At 70.0% G+C, this 23,730-nt stretch carries 20 protein-coding genes; all 20 read right to left on the bottom strand.

Going from position 1 to position 23,730, the window contains the following annotated elements; translation table 11 throughout:
* Positions 1–17: 17 nt before the first annotated feature.
* Complete coding sequence (locus OED01_RS08105) at positions 18–281, bottom strand: phosphoribosyl-ATP diphosphatase (protein WP_264157851.1); 264 nt, start codon at positions 279–281, stop codon at positions 18–20.
* Positions 278–961 (bottom strand): ribulose-phosphate 3-epimerase, encoded by a 684-nt coding sequence (gene rpe, locus OED01_RS08100; RefSeq protein WP_264157850.1) that lies wholly within the window; start codon positions 959–961, stop codon positions 278–280. The genes OED01_RS08105 and rpe overlap by 4 nt, the downstream gene beginning before the upstream one ends.
* The gene (locus OED01_RS08095) at positions 958–2,385 is read right to left on the bottom strand and encodes an RsmB/NOP family class I SAM-dependent RNA methyltransferase (RefSeq protein WP_264157849.1); all 1,428 of its coding nucleotides are present in this window, start codon (positions 2,383–2,385) and stop codon (positions 958–960) included. Before OED01_RS08095 ends, rpe begins: the two co-directional genes overlap by 4 nt.
* Entirely contained in the window at positions 2,382–3,302 is a 921-nt protein-coding gene (locus OED01_RS08090) for a methionyl-tRNA formyltransferase (RefSeq protein ID WP_264157848.1), read from the bottom strand. The genes OED01_RS08095 and OED01_RS08090 overlap by 4 nt, the downstream gene beginning before the upstream one ends.
* An 18-nt stretch (positions 3,303–3,320) precedes the next feature.
* On the bottom strand, positions 3,321–5,270 hold the full coding sequence (locus tag OED01_RS08085) for a primosomal protein N' family DNA-binding protein (RefSeq protein ID WP_264157847.1): 1,950 nt from the start codon (positions 5,268–5,270) through the stop codon (positions 3,321–3,323).
* Positions 5,270–6,466 (bottom strand): methionine adenosyltransferase, encoded by a 1,197-nt coding sequence (gene metK / locus OED01_RS08080; RefSeq protein ID WP_264157846.1) that lies wholly within the window; start codon positions 6,464–6,466, stop codon positions 5,270–5,272. The genes OED01_RS08085 and metK overlap by 1 nt, the downstream gene beginning before the upstream one ends.
* A 16-nt stretch (positions 6,467–6,482) precedes the next feature.
* The gene (gene rpoZ, locus OED01_RS08075; RefSeq protein ID WP_120228631.1) at positions 6,483–6,740 is read right to left on the bottom strand and encodes a DNA-directed RNA polymerase subunit omega; all 258 of its coding nucleotides are present in this window, start codon (positions 6,738–6,740) and stop codon (positions 6,483–6,485) included.
* Between the two features lie 65 nt (positions 6,741–6,805).
* On the bottom strand, positions 6,806–7,714 hold the full coding sequence (gene gmk, locus OED01_RS08070; protein WP_264157845.1) for a guanylate kinase: 909 nt from the start codon (positions 7,712–7,714) through the stop codon (positions 6,806–6,808).
* The gene (gene pyrF, locus OED01_RS08065) at positions 7,707–8,552 is read right to left on the bottom strand and encodes an orotidine-5'-phosphate decarboxylase (RefSeq protein ID WP_264157844.1); all 846 of its coding nucleotides are present in this window, start codon (positions 8,550–8,552) and stop codon (positions 7,707–7,709) included. Before pyrF ends, gmk begins: the two co-directional genes overlap by 8 nt.
* Positions 8,549–11,836 (bottom strand): carbamoyl-phosphate synthase large subunit, encoded by a 3,288-nt coding sequence (carB, locus tag OED01_RS08060; protein ID WP_264157843.1) that lies wholly within the window; start codon positions 11,834–11,836, stop codon positions 8,549–8,551. Before carB ends, pyrF begins: the two co-directional genes overlap by 4 nt.
* Entirely contained in the window at positions 11,836–12,978 is a 1,143-nt protein-coding gene (carA, locus tag OED01_RS08055; protein ID WP_264157842.1) for a glutamine-hydrolyzing carbamoyl-phosphate synthase small subunit, read from the bottom strand. Before carA ends, carB begins: the two co-directional genes overlap by 1 nt.
* Positions 12,975–13,481: a PH-like domain-containing protein gene (locus OED01_RS08050; RefSeq protein ID WP_264157841.1), complete on the bottom strand. Its 507-nt coding sequence runs from the start codon at positions 13,479–13,481 to the stop codon at positions 12,975–12,977. The genes carA and OED01_RS08050 overlap by 4 nt, the downstream gene beginning before the upstream one ends.
* Positions 13,478–14,779, bottom strand: coding sequence for a dihydroorotase (locus tag OED01_RS08045; RefSeq protein WP_264157840.1), 1,302 nt, complete (start codon positions 14,777–14,779; stop codon positions 13,478–13,480). Before OED01_RS08045 ends, OED01_RS08050 begins: the two co-directional genes overlap by 4 nt.
* A complete protein-coding gene (locus OED01_RS08040) occupies positions 14,776–15,741 on the bottom strand; it encodes an aspartate carbamoyltransferase catalytic subunit (protein WP_264157839.1) in 966 nt (321 codons plus the stop codon). Before OED01_RS08040 ends, OED01_RS08045 begins: the two co-directional genes overlap by 4 nt.
* Positions 15,738–16,268 (bottom strand): bifunctional pyr operon transcriptional regulator/uracil phosphoribosyltransferase PyrR, encoded by a 531-nt coding sequence (gene pyrR, locus OED01_RS08035; RefSeq protein WP_264157838.1) that lies wholly within the window; start codon positions 16,266–16,268, stop codon positions 15,738–15,740. The genes OED01_RS08040 and pyrR overlap by 4 nt, the downstream gene beginning before the upstream one ends.
* A 102-nt stretch (positions 16,269–16,370) precedes the next feature.
* Complete coding sequence (locus OED01_RS08030) at positions 16,371–16,862, bottom strand: hypothetical protein (protein ID WP_264157837.1); 492 nt, start codon at positions 16,860–16,862, stop codon at positions 16,371–16,373.
* Between the two features lie 52 nt (positions 16,863–16,914).
* The gene (locus OED01_RS08025; RefSeq protein ID WP_264157836.1) at positions 16,915–18,492 is read right to left on the bottom strand and encodes a Rieske 2Fe-2S domain-containing protein; all 1,578 of its coding nucleotides are present in this window, start codon (positions 18,490–18,492) and stop codon (positions 16,915–16,917) included.
* A gap of 84 nt (positions 18,493–18,576) precedes the next feature.
* The gene (locus OED01_RS08020; protein WP_264157835.1) at positions 18,577–20,667 is read right to left on the bottom strand and encodes a molybdopterin oxidoreductase family protein; all 2,091 of its coding nucleotides are present in this window, start codon (positions 20,665–20,667) and stop codon (positions 18,577–18,579) included.
* On the bottom strand, positions 20,664–22,259 hold the full coding sequence (locus OED01_RS08015; protein WP_264157834.1) for an FAD-dependent oxidoreductase: 1,596 nt from the start codon (positions 22,257–22,259) through the stop codon (positions 20,664–20,666). The genes OED01_RS08020 and OED01_RS08015 overlap by 4 nt, the downstream gene beginning before the upstream one ends.
* Position 22,260: 1 nt before the next feature.
* Entirely contained in the window at positions 22,261–23,658 is a 1,398-nt protein-coding gene (locus OED01_RS08010; protein ID WP_264157833.1) for an MFS transporter, read from the bottom strand.
* Between the last annotated feature and the right edge of the window lie 72 nt (positions 23,659–23,730).

Raw genomic sequence — 23,730 nt, 5'->3', positions numbered from 1 at the left:
CGACAGGACGGAGCGCATCACAGATGTCGGTAGACGTCCTGGAGGCTCAGGCCCTTCGCGATCATCATGACCTGGACGTGGTACAGCAGCTGCGAGATCTCCTCGGCAGCGGCGTCGTCGGATTCGTACTCCGAGGCCATCCAGACCTCGGCGGCCTCCTCGACGATCTTCTTGCCGATCGTGTGCACGCCGCCGTCGAGCTCGGCGACGGTCCCCGAGCCCTCCGGGCGGGTCTCGGCCTTGGTACGGAGCTCGGCGAACAGCTCGTCGAAAGTCTTCACGATTCCAGGCTAGCGGCTCGCGCGAGGTCCCTGAGTCCGCTGATGGCGGCCTCGATGTCATCCGCACCGTACACGGCCGACCCTGCGACGAAGGTGTCGGCGCCGGCGGCCGCCGCCTGATCGATCGTCGCGGCCGAGATGCCGCCGTCGACCTGGAACCACACATCGGAGCCCCGGCGCCTGGCCTCATCCACCAGCGCACGCAGCTTCGGCATCGTGTCGGGCATGAAGCCCTGGCCCCCGAACCCTGGCTCCACCGTCATCACGAGGATCTGGTCGAACTCGTCGAGCACGTCGTACAGCGCCTCACCGGCCGTTCCCGGCTTGATGGCCACGCCGGCCCTGGCGCCCATGTCGCGCAGGCGGCGCGAGAGCGCGATCGGGTCCTGAGCGGCTTCGAGGTGGAACGTCACGCTGGCGGCCCCCAGCTCGGCGTACCCCGGCGCCCAGCGATCGGCGTCGCTGATCATCAGATGCACGTCCAGCGGGATCGGGCTGGTCGCCTGGATCCGTTCCACCATCTGCGGGCCGAAGGTGAGGTTGGGCACGAAGTGGTTGTCCATCACGTCGACGTGGACGAAATCGGCCGTCGCGATGCGGGCCAGCTCCGCCTGCATGTTCACGAAGTCGGCGGCCAGGATGCTGGGGTTGATGCGCGGCGCATCGGGCAGCGTGGTCATAGCGATCCCTTCTCGGTGCGCTGCAGCAGCGCGAGGAACATGGCGTCGGTGCCGTGGCGGTGCGGCCACAGCTGCACCCGGCCTGAACCGTCGGATGCGAGATCGATCGACGACCGGCTGATACCCGTGACCACCGCACGCGCATCCAGCTCGACGAGGTCGTCGCGCTCGCGCAACACCTCGGACACCACGCCGGTCGTCTCAGCGAGGTGCGGTGAGCACGTGACGTAGGCGACGACTCCACCGGGTCGCAGCGCGTCGGCAGCAGCGAGCAGCAGCTCGGTCTGCAGGGCCGTCAGCTCGGCGACGTCCGCCGGGGTCTTCCGCCACCGGGCCTCGGGCCGGCGGCGCAGAGCGCCCAGCCCCGTGCAGGGGGCGTCGACGAGGATGCGATCGAACTGTGCCGGCCGCGATGCGGCGAGCACGCGGCCGTCCTCGACGTGCACCGGCACCTCGCCGGTGATCGGACGCAGCGCGTTGCGGACCAGACCCGCCCGCGCGGGGATGACCTCGTTCGCCTCGAGCCGGGCGCCGTGCAGCTGCGCCACGGCCGCGAGCAGCGCGGTCTTCCCGCCCGGGCCGGCGCAGAGATCGAGCCAGCGCTCCCCGTCGTCGACCGGAGTGGCTGCCGTGAGCGCCAGGGCGACGAGCTGGGATCCCTCGTCCTGCACGCGGACGGTGCCTGCGGCATCCGCCAGGTAGCCCTGCGGATCACCGCCTGGCGCGCCGAAGGCCGTCGGGGCGTAAGGGCGTCGGGGATCGGATGCTTCGGCGAGGCCGGGCAGCGCGGCGAGTGTGACCTCGGGCGAGACGTTGTCGGCGTCCAGAAGCGCTTCGAGTTCGTCCGCGCGGTCCTCGGCGGCGAGAGCGCGGCGCAGGGCCCTGATCACCCAGACGGGGTGCGCGGTGCGCAGGCCGAGTCGCTCATCGTCCGAGCGCGCCTGCGCGGTGATCCGCTCCTCCCACTCCCCCGGTGTGTCGCGGGCGATGCGACGCAGCACCGCATTGGCGAAGCCGGCGGCTCCCCTGCTGTGCGCGGCGGCCAGATTCACGGACTCGTTGACCGCGGCGTGCGACGCCACGCGCGTGGCCAGCAGCTGGTGGGCCCCCAGGCGCAGCGCGTCGAGCACGGCCGGATCGATTTCGGCGGCGTCCCGGCCGGCGGCCGAGGAGATGATGGCGTCGTAGGTGCCGCGACGGCGCAGCGTGCCGTACGTGAGCTCGGTGGCGAGTCCGGCATCCTGCGGTGACAGTCCGGCCTCCGTGATCGCGCCGGGGAGGATCAGGTTCGCGTAGGCATCCGACTCCGTCACGGCGCGGATCACGTCGTAGGCGACGCGGCGGGCGCCCTGCACGGCGCGATCAGGACGCGCCGTGCCACCGGGGCGCGACGGACGTCGTGAGGAACGCTGGGGACCGCTCATGACCCGACCACCGTGCTCTCGCCCTCGCGGCGGCCGCGCCACCAGTCGGCGGCGGCCATCGCCGCCTTGCCCGCGGGTTGCACCCTCGTGACGGCGAGCGGGGTGGTCGCCGTGCCGATCAGGAGGGAGTGCTTGGTCCCTGCCATCGCACCGGGGGCGAGGACGTCGACATCGACCGCCGGTTCGGCGGCCAGGATCTTCAGCCGAGCACCGTCGACGCTCGTGTGCGCGCCGGGTTCGCTGGTGACTCCCCGGTAGCGGGCGTACACCTCGTCGAGGGGACGGGTGAAATCGAGCAGGCCGTCCTCCAGGGACAGCTTCGGCGCCAGCGAGACCTCGCCGGTCTGCGGTCTCGCCGTCGCCGTCCCGTCGGCGATCGAAGCCACGACCTCCGCGGTCAGCGGGGCGCCGGCTGATGCGAGCGCGTCCAGCGCGACATCTGCAGTGGCATCCGGCGGCACGTCGAACACGCGGTCGGCGTAGACGTCGCCGGCATCCAGCGCCTCGACCAGCCGGAACACACTCGCGCCGAGTTCGCGATCGCCCGCGATCAGCGCTCGCTGCACGGGTGCGGCCCCGCGCCATGCGGGCAGCAGCGAGAAGTGGAGGTTGATCCATCCGTGCGACGGCGTCGACAGCAACGGTTCGCGCACGATCCCGCCGTACGCGACGATGACGCCCAGCTCGGGAGCCAGCGCGGCCACGCGTGCGGTCGCGTCGGCGTCGAGACGGGCGGCCTTGATCACCTCCAGCCCGAGTTCCGCGGCGGCCAGCGCGACGGGCGACGGCGTGAGGACGCGCTTGCGCCCCTGCGGCGCGTCGGGGCGGGTGATGACGGCGACGATCTCGTGGTCGGCGGCGAGCAGCCGCAGAGTGGGGACGGCGACGGCCGGCGTGCCGGCGAAGACGAGGCGCATGAAGGTTCTCCGGTGGGATCAGATCTCAGGTTCGAGGATATCGAGCCGCAGCGCGAGCGAGGCCCTGGCCGGGCGTCCCTTGCCGCGTCTGCGCTGCACGCCGTCCGCGATCACCTGGGCGCGCAGCGCGGTGGCGACCGCTGCCCCGGCCGCGTACTCGAAGCGGACGAGGGCGCGCACGCGTCCATCGTCGTCGGCGAGCGGCACGGGGCCCAGGACCGCCTCGGAAGGCAGACCGAGCGCGCGGACGGCTTCGATCGCCGCACGCACCGAGGCCGAGGTGCCTTCCATCTGCGCGACGCGGACCGTCGGCGGCATGTGCAGCGGTGCGCGCGCCTCCAGCTCGCTGCGTGCGTACCCGGAGTGGTTCCAGGTCGCCAGCGCTACTGCGACGGGGCCCTGAATGCCCACGAGGTGCACGGGGGCGCCGGGTGCTGCGAGAGCCGTGGCGTTCGACCACCAGCGCAGGCAGGACTCGCCGATGCGCAGATCCGGTGCCTGCAGCATCCGCGCCCCGTCCAGCAGCACGACGGCGCGATAGCCGCCGTCGGCGAGCGGCTCCGCACCGCGCGTCGCGACCACGAGGCTGGGCTTGTCATCGACGCGGGCGATGGGATGCGTGCCGTCGGCCACGATCACCCGGATGCCGGGGAACGCGCGGCCCAGTTCGTCGGCGGTCCGCTCGCTGCCGGAGGAGGCGAGGCGCAGCTGGGTCGACGAGCACTCGGGGCAGGTCCACGTGCGGGCGGCGCGTCCGCACCAGCCGCAGACGGGGACGGCACCGCGCGTCCTGGCACCGAGGGGGCCGGCGCACTGCGGGCAGCGCGCCGGGCGACGGCAGTCGGCGCAGACCAGGGACGGAGCGAAGCCAGGGCGGGCTACCTGGACCAGCACCGGCCCGTCGGCGGCGGCGTCTCTGGCGGAGCGGAACGCGCTCGAAGGAATCCGTGCCCCACCCTGCTCGAGCTCCTGCGGCGTGCTCAACTGGACGCGCGGCAGCACGCGCCTGGTGGCCCTGATGTCCTGTAGCCAGCCGAGGTGGACGAGTCGTTCGACGTCGCTGGTGCGCGTGTGCCCTGCGAACAGCAGCGCGCTGCCCTCCTGCTCCTGACGCAGCAGCGCGGCGTCTCTCGCGTGCACATAGGGGGCGAGCGGCTCCGACAGCAGTGGGTCGCCGTCATCCCAGACGATCACCAGGCCCGCATCCACCGGCGCGTACACGGCCGAACGGTTGCCGATCACGACGCAGGGCGCCTGTTCGAGGGTCCGCAGGAACGCACGGTAGCGGTCGGGATTGCTCTGTCGCGCGTCGTGGCGCACGACCGCCTCGGTCGGTACGAAGGCGTCCAGCGCGGTGAGCGCCCGATCGAGATCACGATGGTCTGGGACGACGATGACGGTCGAACGACCGGCGGCGAGCGTGTGCGCCGCCGCGGCGCCCAGCAGCGCGGTCCACCCCAGCAGGCCGCCGTCGGGGGTCGGCAGGGCCTCGACCGCCGCTCGACCGGCGCTGTCGAGGACGGTGCGCAGTCCGTCGTAGCGGTCGATCACGGCGGATGCCGTTTCGAGCGCCTCGGCGGACGGTTCGGGTACCGCGGCATCCGCTGTCCAGGCCTTCTCGACCCGTACCTGGCGCTTGGGGATGGCGAGGCGCAGGATGTCGGAGGCCGACCCGGCCGCCCGGTCGGCGGTTCGTCTGGCGAGCCGGTAGAGGCCGTCTGTGAGCACGGGCACGGCCGAGACGATGTTGTCCACCGCCGACAGCGGTCGGTCGGCATCGCTCTCGGCGTCGATCTCGACGATGTAGCCGTCGACGACGCGACCTGCCGTGCGCAGCGGCACCTTGACCCGCACGCCGGGAGTCACCTCGCCGAGTTCCTCGGGCAGCGCGTAGTCGAACAGTCGGTCCAGCTGCGGCAGCGGCGAGTCGAGGAGCACGCGCGCGATGCGCCGGCTCTCGTCGGCCATCAGACGCCGGCGGCGCGGCGCAGCTCTTCGGCGCGGTCTGTCCGCTCCCAGGTGAAGTCGGGCAGCTCACGACCGAAGTGGCCGTAGGCGGCGGTCTGCGCGTAGATCGGACGCAGCAGATCGAGCTCCTCGATGATGGCCTGCGGTCGCAGGTCGAAGACATCGGTGATCGCGCGTGTGATCTCCTCGTCGGCGATCCTGCCCGTGCCGAACGTCTCGACGTACAGCCCGACAGGGCGTGCGACGCCGATGGCGTAGGCCACCTGCACCTCGATGCGATCGGCGAGTCCCGCGGCGACCGCGTTCTTCGCGACCCAGCGCATCGCGTAGGCGCCGGAGCGATCGACCTTGGACGGGTCCTTGCCGCTGAACGCGCCGCCTCCGTGGCGGGCTGCGCCGCCGTAGGTGTCGATGATGATCTTGCGGCCGGTCAGCCCGGCATCCCCCTTGGGACCGCCCGTGACGAACGGACCGGCGGGGTTGATGTAGTACGTGAGATCCGACGGGATGTCGAGCCCGGTCGAGGCGAGCACGGGGTCGATGACGTGCTCGCGGACCTGCGCCTGCAGCTCCTCCTGGGAGATGTCGGGGTGGTGCTGGGTGGAGAGCACCACGGCGTCGACCGTTTTGGGCGTGAAACCCTCGTAGCCGAGCGTCACCTGGGTCTTGCCGTCGGGGCGCAGGTACGGCAGCAGACCCGACCGGCGCACCTCGGTGAGGCGCTCCGCGATCCGGTGTGCCGTCCACCCCGCCATGGGCATGAGCTGCGGGGTCTCGTTGGTCGCGAACCCGAACATGATGCCCTGATCGCCGGCGCCGAGCGCGTCGCGCTGCTCGGTGGAGCTGCCGTCGCGGTGCTCCTGCGCCTGGTCGACTCCGTGAGCGATGTCGCTGGACTGCTCCCCCACCGACACGCTCACTCCGCACGACGAGCCGTCGAAGCCGGTGTCGCTGGAGGTGTAGCCGATGCCGTTGACGACGTCCCGCACGATCGTGGGGATGTCGACGTACGCCTCGGTGCGGATCTCACCGGCGACGTGGACGAGGCCCGTCGTGACGAGCGTCTCCACGGCGACTCGGGACCCGGGGTCCTTGGCGATCAGCCCGTCGAGGATGCTGTCCGAGATCTGGTCGCAGATCTTGTCGGGGTGGCCCTCGGTGACGGATTCGGACGTGAACAGGCGCAGTGCGGTCATGAAGGCTGTCGCGCTCTTACTCGGCGTGACGGATGCGCAGCTTGTCCTCGTTGATCTCGTGGAGCGCGATCGTGAGCGGCTTGTCCTCGACGGACGAGTCGACCAGCGGGCCCACGTTGTCGAAAAGGTTGCCTTCGTGAAGGTCGGAGTAGTAGTCGTTGATCTGGCGGGCGCGCTTGGACGCGTAGATGACCAGCTCGTACTTCGACTCGACGCGGTCGAGCAGGTTGTCGATGGGCGGGTCGATGATTCCGTTGGTGTGGTGTCCGGCCATGGTGGGACCTCCAGATCAGGCGACGGGATCGTCGCGAAGTCGAAACGGCGGGCGCGCGGCAGCGTTCAGCGCGCAGTCGCCTCAGACAATTCTACGACCTCGCGGGCCGCTGAGGAGACATCCTCGTTCACGATGAGGTAATCGAACTCGCTCTGAGCGGCCAATTCGACTTTCGCGGTGCGCAGCCGACGGGCCCGCTCCTCCTCGTTCTCGGTGCCTCGACCGACGAGCCGGTGCACGAGTTCGTCCCACGACGGCGGCAGCAGGAAGATCAGCGTCGCGGACGGCTCGGCCGCCCGCACCTGGCGGGCGCCCTGCAGATCGATCTCGAGTAGAACGGTCCTGCCTTCGGCCAGAGCCGAGTCGATCGGAGCGCGAGGAGTGCCGTAGCGGCTCTTGTTGTGCACGACGGCGTACTCGAGCAGCTCGCCGTCGGCGATCAGCCGGTCGAACTCGGCGTCGTCGACGAAGTAATAGTGCACCCCGTCGATCTCCCCGGGACGCGGGGGCCTGGTCGTCGCAGAGACCGAGAGGTGGATCTCGGGGTTCGCCTCGCGGATGTGCGCAGCGACCGTGCCCTTGCCCACCGCCGTCGGACCGGCCAGGACCAGGAGGCGACTGCGTCCTGCGCGCGGCTGGTGAGGCGGGAAGCGCTCGTCCAGCCAGGCGGCGAGCACGTCGCGCTGCCGGATGCCGAGTCCGCCGAGCCGCTTCACCGGCGAGATGTGCAGCTCCTCGAGGATGCGGTCCTTCTTGCCGACCCCGATCGCCGGGAGGGCGAGCAGGAAGTCGGTGACCCGGAACGATCCGGCGACGGAATCCGGATCGGCGGTGGCCTGGGCGAGGACCTTCTGCGGAGCGATGACCCGCGTGGTCAGGTCGCGCTTGAGCGCTGCCCTCGCGCGTCGGCGCTCGACAGCTCTCTGCGCGGCGGCGACGCGATCGACCTCTGGAACGGGACGCTTGTCAGCCACGCAGGACCTCCCGGTAGCTCTCGGCAGAGCGCTCGATGGCGTCGGCGAGTCCGTCAGGTCCCGCGGAGAGGATGCTGCGGCTCTCGCTCGCCAGCACCTGCCCTGCCGCATCCCCGTAGCGCGCGCGGAGATCGGCCGGACCAGCGCCCTGCGCACCGAACCCGGGGCCGAGGATCGGCGCCGGCGGGGAGAACGGCGACAGACCCGCCTGTTCCCAGTCGACGGTCGCGCCGATGACGAAGCCGTTGCCACCCCACTCACCGGCCGGGTTGTCCGCGGCGTTGCGCTGCGACACCTCCGCCACGATCGCCGCGGAGACGGTGCGCCCGTCCGGATCCTGCGATCGCTGCACGCCTGCGGCATCCGGATTGCTCGTCGCGGCGAGCACGAATGTGCCCTTGCCATGGCGGGCGGCCAGGGCGAATGTCCCATCCAGAGCGCCGACGCCGAGATACGGGTTGACCGTCAGGGCGTCGGCCTCGAGCGGTGAACCAGGCGTGAACCAGGCTTCGGCGTACGCCTCCATGGTCGTGCCGATGTCGCCGCGCTTGGCGTCGGCGATCACGAGCAGTCCCGCGGTGCGGGCTTCAGAGAGCACGTCCTCCAGCGCGGCGAATCCGGCGGACCCGAAGCGCTCGAAGAACGACACCTGCGGTTTCACGAACCCGACGCGACCGGTGGCGGCCTCGACGGTCCGAAGCCCGAACTCGCGGACGCCCTGAGCGCTCTGCGACAGCCCCCAGGCGTCCAGCAGTGCGGCGTGCGGGTCGATGCCCACGCACAGCGGGCCGTGTCCGGCCAGTGCCGCCCTGGCGCGCTCTCCGAAGCTCAGGCTCACAGCGCGTTCTTCCGATCGATCGCGTACTCCTGGAGGCTGCGCACCTGGAAGCCCTCGTCTGCGGCATCCATCCCGCTCACGGCGGCGCCGAGCACGGCCATGGTCGTGAACAGCGCCTTGTCGGCGGCGACCGCGGCGGCACGGATCTCGTAGCCGTCCGCACGGGCCGCTCCCCCGGACGGCGTGTTCACGACGATGTCGATCTCGCCGTCGTTGATGAGGTCGACGATGTTGCGCTGACCGCTGGACTGCGTCTCGCTGTACTTCGCCACCACCGTCACCGGGATGCCGTTGCGGGACAGGATCTCGGCGGTGCCCTCGGTCGCGACCAGGGTGAACCCGAGCTGACGCAGCCGGTGCGCCGGGAGGATCACCGCACGCTTGTCGGCGTCTGCCACCGAGATGAACACGGTGCCGGAGGTCGGCAGTCCGCCGTACGCAGCGGCCTGGCTCTTGGCGAACGCGGTCGGGAAGTCCTTGTCGATGCCCATGACCTCACCGGTCGAGCGCATCTCCGGGCCGAGCACCGAGTCGACCGTCTTGCCGTCGCGGGTGCGGAACCGCTTGAAGGGCAGGACGGCCTCCTTGACGGCCACCGGAGCATCCAGCGGCACCTGCGAGCCGTCCTGGACCGGCAGCATGCCCTCGCTCTTCAGCTCGGCGATGGTCGCACCGACCATGATCCGGCTCGCCGCCTTCGCCAACGGGATGCCGAGCGCCTTCGAGACGAACGGCACCGTGCGGCTGGCACGGGGATTGGCCTCGATGACGTAGAGCACGCCGGCGCTGATGGCGAACTGCACGTTGAGCAGGCCGCGGACACCGACGCCCTCGGCGATCGCGAGGGTCGCCTTGCGGACGCGGTCGATGTCGCTGCGTCCGAGCGAAACGGGCGGCAGCGTGCAGCTCGAGTCCCCGGAGTGGATGCCGGCCTCTTCGAGGTGCTCCATGACGCCGCCGATGTACAGCTCGTGGCCGTCGTACAGGGCGTCGACGTCGAGTTCGATGGCGTCGTCGAGGAAGCGGTCCACCAGCAGCGGCTTGCCCTGCTCGATGATGACCTCGCCCGCCGTGCGCACGAAGTAGTCGCGGAGGCTGGCCGTGTCGTACACGATCTCCATGCCGCGTCCGCCGAGCACGAAGCTCGGGCGCACCAGCACCGGGTAGCCGATCTCCTCGGCGATCGCGACGGCGCCGTCCGCGTCGGTGGCCGTGCCGTGACGCGGCGCCACCAACTCGGCGTCGGCCAGCAGCTGCGAGAACAGCTCGCGCTCCTCGGCGATGTCGATCGCGGCCGGGCTCGTGCCCAGCACGGTGTAGCCGGCGGCCTCGATGCCCTTCGCGAGGCCGAGCGGGGTCTGTCCGCCGAGCTGGCACACGACACCGAGGATCGTGCCGCTCGCGGCCTCGGCATCCAGAACCTCGAGGACGTCCTCGAGCGTGAGCGGCTCGAAGTAGAGCCGGTCGCTGGTGTCGTAGTCCGTCGAGACGGTCTCCGGGTTGCAGTTGACCATGACGGTCTCGTAGCCGGCATCCGACAGCGCGAACGAAGCGTGCACGCACGAGTAGTCGAACTCGACGCCCTGGCCGATGCGGTTCGGGCCGGAGCCGATGATGACGACCTTGGTCCGCTCGGAAGGCGCGACCTCGGTCTCGAAGTCGTAGCTCGAGTAGTGGTACGGGGTCAGCGCGGGGAACTCGCCGGCGCAGGTGTCGACCGTCTTGTAGACCGGTCGGATTCCGAGGCCGTGGCGCACACCGCGCAGCTCGGTCTCGGTGACGCCGCGGATCTCGGCCAGCTGCGCGTCCGAGAAGCCGTGCTCCTTGGCATAGCGCAGGGTGTCGGCGTCCAGCTCGGCGGCGACGCGGACCGTCTCGGCGACCTCGTTGATCAGGACGATCTGGTCGAGGAACCACGGGTCGATCGCGGTGGCGTCGAAGGCCTGCTCGATCGTCGCGCCCTTGCGCAGCGCCTGCTGCAGGGTGACGATGCGGCCGTCCGTCGGGGTCTTCGCGATCTCCAGGAGCTCGTCGACGCTGCGGTCCTCGATGCCCCAGTGGAAGCTGGATCCGCGCTTCTCGAGGGATCGGAGCGCCTTCTGCAGCGCGGTGGCGTAGTTGCGGCCGATCGCCATCGCCTCGCCCACCGACTTCATGGTGGTCGTCAGCGTCGGGTCGGCGGCCGGGAACTTCTCGAACGCGAACCGGGGGACCTTCACGACGACGTAGTCGAGCGTCGGCTCGAAGCTCGCGGGCGTCACACCCGTGATGTCGTTCGGGATCTCGTCGAGACGGTAGCCGAGCGCGAGCTTCGCGGCCAGCTTCGCGATCGGGAATCCGGTCGCCTTCGACGCCAGCGCGCTGGAGCGCGACACACGCGGGTTCATCTCGATGACGATGATGCGCCCGTCTTCGGGGTTGACCGCGAACTGGATGTTGCAGCCACCGGTGTCCACACCCACGGCGCGGATGATGTCGATGCCGATGTCGCGCAGCTTCTGGTACTCGCGGTCGGTGAGCGTGAGCGCCGGTGCGACCGTGATGGAGTCCCCCGTGTGCACGCCGACCGGGTCGACGTTCTCGATGGAGCAGACCACGACCGTGTTGTCGGCGGTGTCGCGCATGAGCTCCAGCTCGTACTCCTTCCAGCCGAGGATCGACTCCTCGAGGAGCACCTCGTTCGTGGGCGAGTCGTGCAGGCCGGCGCCGCCGATGCGGCGCAGGTCCGCCTCGTCGTACGCGAAGCCCGAACCGAGCCCGCCCATCGTGAAGCTGGGACGGACCACGAGCGGGTAGCCGAGCTTCTCGGCGCCCGCGATGAGCTCGTCCATCGTGTGACAGATGACGGATGCCGCGACGTCGGCACCGGCCTCGATCACGAGCTCCTTGAAGATCTGGCGGTCCTCGCCCTTCTTGATGGCCTCGACCTTGGCGCCGATGAGCTCGACGTCGTACTTGGCGAGGATGCCGCGCTCGTCCAGCGCCATGGCCGCGTTCAGTGCGGTCTGACCGCCCAGGGTCGGCAGGATCGCGTCCGGGCGCTCCTTGGCGATGATCGTCTCGATGACCTCAGGGGTGATCGGCTCGATGTAGGTCGCGTCGGCGAAGTCGGGGTCGGTCATGATCGTCGCCGGGTTGGAGTTGACGAGGATGACGCGGATGCCCTCTTCGCGCAGCACACGGCAGGCCTGGGTGCCGGAGTAGTCGAATTCGCAGGCCTGACCGATGACGATCGGGCCGGAGCCGATGACGAGTACGGAGTGGATGTCGTCGCGCTTGGGCATTACTTGGCGTCCTTGTTCTCGCGGACCAGATCCGCGAACCGATCGAAGAGGTAGTTGGCGTCGTGGGGGCCGGCGGCGGCCTCGGGGTGGTACTGCACCGAGAAGGCCGGGATGTCGAGGGCGCGCAGACCCTCGACGACGTTGTCGTTCAGCCCGACGTGGCTGACTTCGACGCGACCGTAGCCGGCCGGGCTGTCGAAGACGCCCTCGATGGGCGCGTCGACTGCGAAGCCGTGGTTGTGGGCGGTGATCTCGACGCGACCGGTGGTCTTGTCGCGCACCGGCTGGTTGATGCCGCGGTGACCGAAGGGCAGCTTGTACGTGCCGAGGCCGAGGGCTCGGCCGAGCAACTGGTTGCCGAAGCAGATGCCGAAGAACGGCAGCTTCTCGTCGAGGACCGAGCGCAGCAGTTCGACGTGGCCGTCCGAGGCCGCGGGGTCGCCCGGACCGTTGGAGTAGAACACCGCGACCGGCTCGATCGCGCGGATCTCCTCGATCGTGGCGGTCTGCGGCAGCACGTGCACCTCGAAACCGCGGGCGGCGAGGTTGTCGACGGTCGCCTGCTTGACGCCGAGGTCGAGCACGGCGAGGTTCCCGATCTTCTCGCCCACGGCGGGCGTCACGGTAGCGGCATCGACCGAGACGTCGGCGGAGAGGTTCTGGCCCGCCATCTGCGGAGCCTCCTGCACGATGCGCAGCTGCTCCTCGGCATCCAGGGCCGCGGCCTCTCCGGAGAAGATCCCGCCGCGCATGGAGCCGGCGGAGCGGATGTGGCGGGTGATCGCCCTGGTGTCGATCCCGCTGATCCCGACGATGCCGTCGCTCTCGAGCGTCTCGTCCAGCGAGGTGTCGGCACGCCAGTTGGACACGACGCGCGACGGGTCGCGGACGATGTAGCCGGCCACCCAGATGCGGCGGGACTCGGGGTCCTCGTCGTTCATCCCGGTGTTGCCGATGTGCGGTGCGGTCTGCAGCACGATCTGTCCGGCGTAGGAGGGGTCGGTGAGCGTCTCCTGGTAGCCGGACATGCCGGTGGCGAAGACGACCTCGCCGAGGGTGGTGCCGCGCGCGCCGTAGGCGCGGCCGCTGTGGCGTGTCCCGTCCTCGAGGACGAGGACGGCCGGTTCGAGCAGATGGGTCATGACGAGGCTCCCGTCTTGGGGGCCGCGATGAGCGGCCGCAGTTCGGAGATGAGGTGTGCGGGGTCACCGGTGGTGACCCGGAGGTAGGAGTCGACCGGATGGGCGTCGGCGACGTCCCAGACGATCTTGACGAGCCCGTCCGGTTCGACGACACGATCGATCGTGACGGTCGCCCGGTCGACGGCCTGCAGGCGGTCGCGGCTGAGGAAGACGGTCGGTGCGCCGTCCAGGCACAGTGCCACTCCGCGGTCCGTCACCGCGATCTCGCCCCGGGCACGGTAGGTCAGCGGGGAGATCGCGAGGCGCTCGAGGGGCTCGTCGTGCTTGGTCGTCGAGACGTACAGCACCTCGTGGCGCGCGCGCACCTCCGCGTGCTCCGGCACGCCGAGCGGAGCGGTCAGACCAGCGTCGCGGCGGAGTCGACGGCGCCACGCGAAGAGCATCGCCAGCAGGATGCCGAGCGCGATGAGCCCGGTGAGCAGGAACACGAGGTCCCGGGTCACTGGGCCAGCTCCTCGACCAGGACGCCGTCCGCGACGGTCGTCAGGCCGCGGTGGATGGTCCATCGCACGCGACCGGGCAGTTCCCGACCGAGATACGGCGAGTTCACGCTGCGACCGTGCAGGTCGGCTTCCGTGAACACGCCGGGGACCGACGGGTCGTAAAGGGTCACGTTCGCCGGCACTCCGACCTCGAGCGCACCGAAGCCGTCCAGGCGGCCGATGCGCGCAGGGTTCGCGCTCATGACACGGGCGACATCCGCCCAATCGAGCAGACCCGTGTCGACCATCGACTGGTGCACGACGCGCAGGGCGCTCTCGAGACCCACCATGCCGTTGGCCGCGGCCTGCCACTCGCACGCCTTGTTCTCGCTGGGGTGCGGAGCGTGGTCGGTCGCGACGATGTCGATCGTGCCGTCGGCCAGGCCCTCTCGTACCGCGAGGACGTCCTCCTCGCGGCGCAACGGTGGGTTGACCTTGTAGCGCGCGTCGTAACCGCGGACCAGCTCGTCCGTCAGCAGCAGGTGGTGCGGGGTGACCTCGGCGGTCACCGCGATGCCGCGCTTCTTGGCCCAGCGGATGATGTCGACGGAGCCGGCGGTCGACAGGTGGCAGACGTGCAGGCGGGAGCCGACGTGCTCGGCGAGCAGCACGTCCCTGGCGATGATCGACTCCTCGGCGACGGCGGGCCAGCCTGCGAGACCGAGCTCGGCCGACACGGTGCCCTCGTTCATCTGCGCGCCCTCGGTGAGCCGCGGGTCCTGCGCGTGCTGGGCGATGACGCCGTCGAAGCTCTTCACGTACTCGAGGGCTCGCCGCATGATCAGCGAGTCCCAGACGCAGAAGCCGTCGTCGCTGAACACGCGGACCTTCGCCCGGGAGGCGGCCATGGCCCCGAGTTCGGCGAGACGCTCGCCCTTCTGTCCGACCGTCACCGCGCCGATCGGCTGCACCGTGGCGTACCGCGCGGCCTCGCCGAGGGCGAGCTCCTGCTCGACCACGCCGGCCGAGTCGGCGACCGGCGAGGTGTTGGGCATCGCGAATACGGCGGTGAAGCCACCGGCCGCGGCGGCGCGCGTGCCGGTCAGCACGGTCTCGGACGCCTCGTAGCCCGGCTCGCGCAGATGCGTGTGCAGGTCGACGAGACCGGGGAGGGCGACGAGGCCGTCGGCCTGGATCGTCTCGGCTCCCGCGCGGCTCAGACCCGAACCGATCTCGGCGATGACGCCGTTCTCGATCACGATGTCCGCGCTGTCGCGCCCGAGCAGCTGGACGCCTTCGATGACGAGGGTCTGGCTCATTTCACTTCCCCTCGTTCGTCTTCGCGCTCGCCCGCCAGCAGCAGGTAGAGCACGGCCATTCGTACCGAGACCCCGTTCGTGACCTGCTCCAGCACCGTGGAGCGGGCGGAATCGGCGGCCTCGGAAGAGATCTCGAGGCCCCGGTTCATGGGGCCAGGATGCATCACAATGCTACCGTCCGGCAGCCCTGCCGCACGCACGGCGTCGAGTCCCCATCGTCGGGAATACTCCCGCTCACTGGGGAAATACGCGGCGTTCATGCGCTCGAGCTGGATGCGCAGCATCATCACCGCATCCGGGCCTTCCGCCAGCGCCTCGTCGAGGTCGTAACGGACACGGACCGGCCAGAGCGAGACGTTCTGCGGGATCAACGTCGGCGGGGTCACGAGCGTGACCTCGGCGCCGAGTGTCGTGAGCAGCCACACATTGGAACGCGCGACGCGCGAGTGCAGCACATCGCCGACGATCACGACGCGGATGCCGGACAAATCGCGCCCTCGGCTGTCGGCGCCGTAGCGGCGCTTGCGGATCGTGAACGCGTCGAGCAGCGCCTGCGTCGGGTGCTCGTGCGTGCCGTCGCCGGCGTTGACGACTCCCGCAGTGATCCAGCCGCTCGTGGCGAGCGTCCGCGGCGCGCCGGAGGCTCCGTGGCGGATGACGACGGCATCCGCCCCCATTGCCTGCAGCGTCTGGGCGGTGTCCTTCAGGCTCTCGCCCTTCGAGACGCTGGAGCCCTTCGCGGCGAAGTTGATGACGTCGGCCGAGAGTCGCTTCGCCGCGGCCTCGAACGAGATCCGCGTCCTGGTCGAGTCCTCGAAGAAGAGGTTCACGACCGTCTTGCCGCGCAGCGTCGGAAGCTTCTTGATCTCGCGGGACTGCGTGTCCGACATGTCCTCGGCGACATCGAGGATCCGCAGCGCGGTCGCGCGGTCGAGGTGCTGGGTGTCGAGCAGATGCCTCATGCTTCGATCGTCACCTCCTCGGCGCCGTCGTACTCGGACAGACGCACGTTGACGCGCTCCTGGCGGGAGGACGGGATGTTCTTGCCGACGAAGTCCGGCCGGATCGGGAGTTCGCGGTGACCGCGGTCGACGAGGATCGCGAGCCGCACGACCGACGGGCGGCCGATCGACTGGATCGCGTCGAGCGCCGCGCGGATGCTGCGCCCGGAGAAGAGCACGTCGTCGACGAGGACCACGGTCCTGCCGTCGATGCCGCCGGCAGGGATCTCGGTCGGACGGGGCGAACGGGTGGGGTGCTTGGCGAGATCGTCCCGGAACAGGGTGACATCGAGCGCGCCGACAGGAACCGGCTGCTGGGCGATGTCGCTGATCAGAGCGCCGAGTCGTTCGGCGAGGGCGACGCCGCGAGTGGGAATCCCCAGGAGGACCAGATCGGTCGCTCCGCGATTGGATTCGAGGATCTCGTGTGCGATGCGGGTCAGAGCCCGCGAGATATCGGCTTGCTGCAGCACGGTGCGCGTGCTCATCCGCCGCTCCCTTCTCCGCCTCACAGGACGGTGTTAAAGGTTGCTCGTGGATCCAGTCTATCGGAGTGCAGCGCCGCAGGCGGACTCCGCGGCGCGCGGGACTCAGCGATCGATCGGGCCGTGCAGGACGCCCCAGGCCTCACGGGATTCATCGATCATGGCCGGAACACGCGAGCCGGGGAACGCCCGCGCCGCCGCGATGCAGCCCCGGTCGCTGCACTCGTGCAGCACCACTCGACCGCCGCTGACCGGCAGGCCGAGCTCGAGACGGAAGGTCTCCATGTCGTGCGAGGTGTCCGTCACCGCCACGACCGGAAGGTCGACCCGACGGCCCGTCGACCGCAGCTCGATCGTCCCTCGTTCAGCCGCGCCGGCCTGGAACCACAGGCTCAGACCGACCAGGACCACGAACCCGCATGCGAGCAGCATGAGCACGACCGCCCACCACTGCGGAGCCATCAGAAAGCCGAGGCCGACGCCCACCGCGCCCGCGAGGGCGAGCAGGACACCTGCGACGCGCTGTCCGGCGGCGCTGCGATGCCCCATGAGCTCCACCTGGATCCAGTCGGTGTGCGCGTTCGGGGCGTCGGGCATGGCACCACTCTAGAGAGAGCGATGCCTGGGACGCCACGACGGATTCGGGGGCTCAGGCTCCCAGCCGAAGCGCCTCGTCCGTGACGCCGTCGATCTTCTGGGCGCGGATCTCGTGGCCGGCCGAAGAGAGGCACCGACCGGTCTTCAGGTCCCACTTCCAGTCGTGCATGCTGCACGTGAGCACACCTTCCTCGTCGATCTTCCCCGTGCGGGTCAGGTCGGCGCGCAGGTGCGGGCAGCGCCGCTGCACGACCCAGTCGCCGATCTCGGCATCCTCGGTCTGATCGGTCTGCTCCTGGTACCAGTTCTCGACGTACTCGATGCGGTCGACCGACAGGCACTTGAGGAACGTCGTGAGGAACTCGTTGAACTTGCCGCTGCGGCCGACCGAGAACTGCATCGACAGGAAGATCGAATTCGACCAGTCGATCTCGCGGTCGCGGATGTTCGTGGAGACGAGGTCAGCGGGGATCGTGTACCAGTAGATGCACTCCTCCCCCGCGTACTCGCGCACCTTCGCCTTGGGGAAGTCGACGACCATGTCCAGATCGCCGATGCGGAACCGGACGCAGCCCCCGACGCCGAGACGGATCGTGCGCGACTTCTTCAGCAGCGGCTCCCACCACTCCTTGATCGTCTGGAGCATCTCAGCCGGCGGGATGATCTCGGCGCGCGAGGCCTCCTCGTCGCGGATCTCCTGCTGGCGGGACGCGCGCTGGGACTCGAGGTAGTCCCACTTCTCGTCGAAGATGTGGGCGATCTCGGCATCCGAGTAGAGCGTCTGCTCGCTCGTGACCTCGCCGCCGGCGACCGTGACGACCGTGCCGGGGATGAACAGCTGCCCGTCGTACTGCGGCGCCTTCTCGGCCAAGTGCTCGAGGAACTGCTTCTGATCGGTGAAGATCGACTCGCCGTTGCGGCCGAAGCCGTTGAAGTCGAACAGATCGTCGCGCAGGAACATCGGCGGGCCTGCCATCGGGAACACGTGCGGGGCGTCGACCTTCTCGATGTAGTACATCGCCCGCTTGTTCTGCGCGTCGCGCTTGAGCTGCGCGAAGTTCTGCTTGGCATCCAGCGGCAGGTCGTAGACCATGGGCCACCAGATCGCTCCGGAGACCTGCGTGAAGTACGCGTCCGGCGTTCCGAAGTCGAGCAGCTTCTCCAGATCCAGCGGGTGCGAATCGTTCTGGTTCAGCACCGAACCTGTGCCGTCGTCGACGCTCAGCGAGGAGTCGCCGATCGGGCCGTCGCTGGGTGCGCGCAGCGGCGTGATCATGATCTTCAGCTCACCGCGCCGGATGACTTCTCCGGCGGGCGCATACGTGATGTTCGTGTAGCCGAGCGCGCGGATGTCCTGCTCGAGCTCGTCGGTCGGATACTCCGGCAGCAGGACCTCGATGTCCTTGCGGATGTAGCGCTCGAGCAGCCGAGGATCGAAATGGTCGCGGTGGCGGTGCGAGATGTACAGGAAGTCGGCATCGCGGCCGAACCGCTCCCAGTCGAGCCCGCGGTTGTCCGGGAACGGGAACCAGGATCCGAAGAAGGACGGACCGAGGACAGGGTCGCAGATGATGTTCCCGCCGGCCGTCTCGATGAACATCCCGGCGTGGCCGAGTCCCGTGATCCGCATGCGTCTTTCCTCCCGAACTGGACCGACCGAGTCTACCCGGCAGGCGCTGGAAGGCGCCCGAGGCAGGGCCGGGCATAACCGTCGTCACGGCGCCGGGAGTACCCGCACCACGGATCTCTTGAACTCCGGCATGGCCGAGATCGGGTCCGTCGCGGCGATGGTCAGGAGGTTCGCTGAGTGCTCCTGCGGATAATGGAACGGCAGGAAGACGGTGTCCGGTCGGATGCCGCTGTCCGTGACGACCTGGGCGGTGACGGCTCCGCGGGCGTTGACCAGCACGATGCGGTCGCCGTCGTGCATACCCCGATCGGCCGCCGTGGCGGGATGCAGCGTCGCTTCGAGCACCGGGCGCGCCGCGACCAGTTCGGCCACGCGCCTGGTCTGCGCGCCGGACTGGTAGTGCTCGAGCAGGCGGCCGGTGATCAGCGTGAGCTCATCACCCGTCGCCGCGGCTTCCGGTTTCTCTCGGACCGAAACGGGCACGATGCGCGCGAGGCCGTCCGGATGCGCGTATCCGTCGAGCAGGGGGCGCGGGGTACCGCGGGATCCGCGCGGGTACGGCCAGAAGGCGTCGATGTCGGCATCCAGTACCGCATGGCTGAGCCCGGAGTAGTCGGCGACGCCCCCGGCGGACGCGCGCGCCAGTTCGTCGAACACGGCCGAGGGATCGAGGTCGAAGCGTCCAGGGGCATCCAGGCGGCGCGCGAGCTCGGCGAGGATCCACAGCTCGCTGCGCACCCCTGGAGGCGCCTGCTGCGCCCGCCGTCGACGGATGACCCTGCCCTCCAGATTGGTCATCGTGCCCTCCTCCTCGGCCCACTGCGTGACCGGGAGCACGACGTCGGCCATCGCCGCCGTCTCGGAGAGGAAGAAGTCCGAGACGACCAGCAGATCCAGGTCCCCCAGCCGTGCACGCACGGCGCCGGCATCAGGGGCGGAGATGACGGGATTCGAACCGTGGACCAGGAGCGCGCGGATGCCGTCGCGCTCGCCGATCGACTCGAGCAGCTGCACCGCCGGCAGACCGGGGCCGGGGAGGTACTCCGGCTCGACGCCCCACACGTCTGCGACGTGCGCTCTGGCATCGGGGTCGGTGATCTTGCGGTACCCAGGCAGCTGATCGCACTTCTGGCCGTGCTCTCGACCGCCCTGCCCGTTGCCCTGTCCCGTGAGCGTCCCGTAGCCGCTGCCCTCCCGTGTCGGCAGACCGAGGATGAGGGCGAGGTTGATCGCGGCCGTCGCTGTGTCCGTCCCGTTGGCATGCTGCTCGACGCCGCGTCCGGTGAGGATGAACGTGTTCCCGCCGTCGGCCAGCCGCCGGGCGACCCACCGGAGGACGGCGACCGGCACGCCCGTGGCCTGTTGCGTCCTGGCGGGCCACCAGCCGGCGACGCTGCGGCGGAGCGCCTCGAACCCGGTCGTCCGGCGTTCGATGGAAGCGTCGTCGTGGAGTCGCTCCGCGATCACGATGTGGGTGAGCCCGAGCAGCAGCTCCAGATCCGTGCCGGGCGCCGGGGCGACGTGCATGCCCTGGCCATCGTCGGTCAGCCGTGCGGTCGAGGTGCGCCGCGGGTCGACGACCACGAGCCCCCCGGCGGCCCTGGCAGCGGCCAGGTGGGAGAGGAACGGCGGCATGGTGTCCGCGACGTTCGACCCGAGAAGCAGGACCGTGTCCGCGGCGTCGAGGTCGGTCAGCGGGAAAGGCAGCCCGCGGTCGATGCCGAAGGCGCGGTTCGCGGCCGCGGCGGCCGAGGACATGCAGAACCGGCCGTTGTAGTCGATACGCGAAGTCCGCAGTGCGATGCGGGCGAACTTCCCCAGTTGGTACGCCTTCTCGTTGGTCAGCCCTCCTCCCCCGAACACGCCGATCGCGTCGGGTCCTGACTCGGTCTGCAGCAGTCGGACCCGATCCGCGACGGCATCGAGCGCCTCCTCCCACGACGCCGGCGCGAGCGAGCCGTCCTCATCTCTGATCAGGGGCTCCGTGAGGCGATCCGGCGCGTCCAGGAGCGTCGAGGATGTCCACCCCTTCTTGCACAGCCCGCCTCGGTTGGTAGGGAAGTCCCGACCGGCGACAGTCATGGACGGGTCTGATGCCGGAGCATCCGCCCTGCGGGGCGTGAGGCTCATGGCGCACTGCAGCGCGCAGTACGGGCAATGCGTGTCGGTGCTCATGCCGTCGCCACGGCGAAGCGCTCGAGCAGCTCCGTCAGCCGCGGCTTGCACCCGCCGCATCCCGTCCCCGCCCTGGTGTCCCGTCCGAGGCACGACACGGTGTCGTTGCCTGCCGCGATGGACTCCGTGATGCGCTGCACGCTCACCCCGTTGCACGAGCACACGGTCGCGGCCGGGGCGAAGGCATCGGCCCCGGAAGCGGCGTCCTGCGCGCCGTCCAGACGCAGCAACAGGGACCGGTCGGACGGCAGCTCGCCGCGTCGGTCGTACAGCTGCGTCAGCTCGGCCGCCGTTCGCGGCATACCGACGCACGCGAAGGCGTCGAGCACACCGCCTCGGGTGACCATCTTGACGTAGCGGCCGTGCTGCGGATCCGCCCATTGCGCCACGTGGCGGTGCGACGCGGGGTCGCCCGATGGCGCGTCCCAGATGTCGATGTCGACGTCGCCCACCGCGACCACGTCGACGTCCTCGCCTTTGAGCATGACGACGGCATCCCGCTCGCCGGGTGCTGGTTCGAGGTGCGCGGATCCGGTGGCTTGCGCGGCGAGCCGAGCCGCCAGCCAGTCGGCCTGCCGCCAGCCGGGACCGATCAGGCCGGAGGGCGCGCCGGGGAGTCGGGGCAGCTCCTCGTTCTCGCTCGTCCGAGGGACGACGTGCGCGCAGTCGCCGATCGCGTACACGTCCTCGTCGGTCCACGAGCGCAGGTTCTCGTCGACGACGATGCCCGCGCCGGCACGCAGTCCCGACAGCGTCGCCAGTTCGGTGCGGGCACCGACGCCGCACGACAGCACGAGCAGGTCGCCGCGCACGTAGTTGCCGTCGGCGGTGACCACCGCGTCGAACGTGCGCGACCCCTGCTCATCGGTGTGGAAGGCGATCGCCTCCGCGCGGCTGTGCGCGTAGACGGTGATGGCCCTGGCCCGCAGCACGCGGGCGAGCACCGTGCCGGCTCCGCGGTCCAGGTTGCGAGGCATCGGGGTCGGCCCGTGGTGCAGGACGCTGACGTCCGCGCCGGCGTCGGCGGCGAGCAGCGCGAACTCGAGACCCAGCACTCCGGCCCCGAGCACGATGATGCGTTCGCGTGCCTCCACGGCCGCGCGCACGCGGTCGGCATCGGCCAGATCCCGCAGCACCGTGACGCCTGCGGGCAGTTCGGGGTCGGCCCCCACGACTCCGGAACCGGCGCGGATCAGTGCCGCCTCGTCGTAGCGCGGACGCTCGAGTCCGGCCAGCGTCGGCACGTTCGCTCTGGCGCCGGTGGCGAGGACCAGGCGGTCGTAGGCCAGCTTCTCCCCCGTGTCCAGTTCGACGTGCCTGCCCGCGCGGTCGATGCGTGTGACCCGGACGCCCAGCACGACCCTGGCGCCGGCGGTCACGCTCTCGGCCGGGTCGTGCAGCACGATGCCGTCCCTGTCCGCACGGGCCGCGGCGAGCTCGGCGATGAGCACCCGGTTGTACGGCGCGTGCGATTCGGCGCCGATGACCGTCAGCGCCACCGCACCGTCGCGGACGGCGGGGAGGAGATCTTCGCAGAGCCTCGCACCGACCGGACCGAAGCCGATCACGACGATGCGCAGCGGGCACGGCACGTCAGATCCGCCGTCCGTCGAGCGCCGCGCGCGGCAGGCCGTAGGCCAACAGGGTGACGACGAGCAGCACCAGGTAGGCGATCGCGAAGCCGATGAACGCGCTCTCGTATCCGCCCGAGGCGAGCTGCGACGCGTTGAGCACCTGCGGGACGAGGAACCCGCCGTACGCGCCGATGCCGGAGATGATTCCGAGCGCTGCGGCGGCCCGGCGCTGGACCGCCGCGGCATCCTGCTCCTTGCGGGCGACGGCACGGGCGCTGAACACGATGGGGATCATCCGGTACGTCGACCCGTTGCCGATGCCCGTCGCCGCGAACAGCACGAGGAACCCGAGCAGGAAGAGCCAGAACTGCCCGAGTGCGAGGACACCGAGGATGCCGAGGGCGCCGATCGCCATGACGGCGAACGCCGCGATCGTGATCCGCGCGCCGCCGAAGCGATCGGCCAGCCGCCCACCCAGCGGACGGAACAGCGAACCGACGAGCGCACCCAGGAAGGCGAGCGAGACCGCCGCCGTGCCGATGTGCAACGCGGAGAAGTCCGGGAACTGGTCGGCGATGAGCTTCGGAAAGACGCTCGAGAAGCCGATGAACGAGCCGAACGTGCCGATGTACAGCAGAGCGAGCAACCACAGGTGTCCCTCGCGCAGGGCCGCGGCCGACCCGGCGAAATCCGCCTTGGCGGATGACAGGTTGTCCATGTACCGCCAGGCGCCCCACGCGGCGACGACGATGAACGGCACCCACATCCAGCCGGCCAGCGGCAGTCCGAGACCGATGCCGGCGGTGAGCGACACGACGATCGGCACGAGGAACTGCGCGACCGATGTGCCGAGGTTGCCGCCCGCTGCGTTCAGGCCGAGCGCCCAGCCCTTCTCGCGCTGCGGGAAGAAGTAGGTGATGTTCGCCATCGAGCTGGCGAAGTTCCCGCCTCCGAAACCCGCGAGACCGGCGATCACGAGCATCATCCAGAACGGGGTCTCCGGGTTCCCCACGGCGATTCCCAGCAGCACGGACGGGATGAGCAGCAGCAGAGCGGACACGATCGTCCAGTTGCGACCGCCGAACTTCGGGACCATGAACGTGTACGGGAACCGCAGTGTCGCACCGACGAGGCTCGGCAGCGAGATGAGCCAGAACGTCTCGGCGCTGGTGAAGGCGAAGCCGGCCGCCGGCAGCAGCACCACGACGATGCTCCACAGCTGCCAGACGATGAAGCCGAGGAACTCGGCGTAGATCGACCAGCCGAGGTTGCGGCGCGCGATGCGCCGGCCGTCGGATGCCCAGAACCGAGCGTTCTCGGGATCGAAGCCGTCGATCCACCGGCCGGGACGGCGGGTGAGGACGACGGCTGCGGCTGCGGTGTCCGGATGCGCTGATTCGACGGCGGGTGTGCTCATGCCACAGACGATAGGAGCGCGGTGTTTCGTCCGACCGCGTTCCGGATTACCGCACGGTCACTTCTGCGTCAC

The sequence above is a fragment of the Microbacterium sp. M28 genome (assembly GCF_025836995.1).
Lineage (GTDB): Bacteria > Actinomycetota > Actinomycetes > Actinomycetales > Microbacteriaceae > Microbacterium.
The sequence above is the reverse complement of the archived record's forward strand: the minus strand, read 5'-3'. Positions and strand labels throughout refer to the sequence as shown.

Excerpts from the sequence above, each read along its gene's own strand:
- OED01_RS08090 (WP_264157848.1), bottom strand. The coding sequence starts at position 3,302 with ATGCGCCTCGTCTTCGCCGGCACGCCGGCCGTCGCCGTCCCCACTCTG.
- OED01_RS08085 (WP_264157847.1), bottom strand. The coding sequence starts at position 5,270 with ATGGCCGACGAGAGCCGGCGCATCGCGCGCGTGCTCCTCGACTCGCCG.
- pyrR (WP_264157838.1), bottom strand. The coding sequence starts at position 16,268 with ATGAGCACGCGCACCGTGCTGCAGCAAGCCGATATCTCGCGGGCTCTG.
- OED01_RS08030 (WP_264157837.1), bottom strand. The coding sequence starts at position 16,862 with ATGCCCGACGCCCCGAACGCGCACACCGACTGGATCCAGGTGGAGCTC.
- OED01_RS08095 (WP_264157849.1), bottom strand. The coding sequence starts at position 2,385 with ATGAGCGGTCCCCAGCGTTCCTCACGACGTCCGTCGCGCCCCGGTGGC.
- OED01_RS08025 (WP_264157836.1), bottom strand. The coding sequence starts at position 18,492 with ATGCGGATCACGGGACTCGGCCACGCCGGGATGTTCATCGAGACGGCC.
- OED01_RS08020 (WP_264157835.1), bottom strand. The coding sequence starts at position 20,667 with ATGAGCACCGACACGCATTGCCCGTACTGCGCGCTGCAGTGCGCCATG.
- rpe (WP_264157850.1), bottom strand. The coding sequence starts at position 961 with ATGACCACGCTGCCCGATGCGCCGCGCATCAACCCCAGCATCCTGGCC.
- metK (WP_264157846.1), bottom strand. The coding sequence starts at position 6,466 with ATGACCGCACTGCGCCTGTTCACGTCCGAATCCGTCACCGAGGGCCAC.
- rpoZ (WP_120228631.1), bottom strand. The coding sequence starts at position 6,740 with ATGGCCGGACACCACACCAACGGAATCATCGACCCGCCCATCGACAAC.
- OED01_RS08040 (WP_264157839.1), bottom strand. The coding sequence starts at position 15,741 with ATGAGGCATCTGCTCGACACCCAGCACCTCGACCGCGCGACCGCGCTG.
- carA (WP_264157842.1), bottom strand. The coding sequence starts at position 12,978 with ATGACCCATCTGCTCGAACCGGCCGTCCTCGTCCTCGAGGACGGGACA.
- carB (WP_264157843.1), bottom strand. The coding sequence starts at position 11,836 with ATGCCCAAGCGCGACGACATCCACTCCGTACTCGTCATCGGCTCCGGC.
- OED01_RS08045 (WP_264157840.1), bottom strand. The coding sequence starts at position 14,779 with ATGAGCCAGACCCTCGTCATCGAAGGCGTCCAGCTGCTCGGGCGCGAC.
- OED01_RS08010 (WP_264157833.1), bottom strand. The coding sequence starts at position 23,658 with ATGAGCACACCCGCCGTCGAATCAGCGCATCCGGACACCGCAGCCGCA.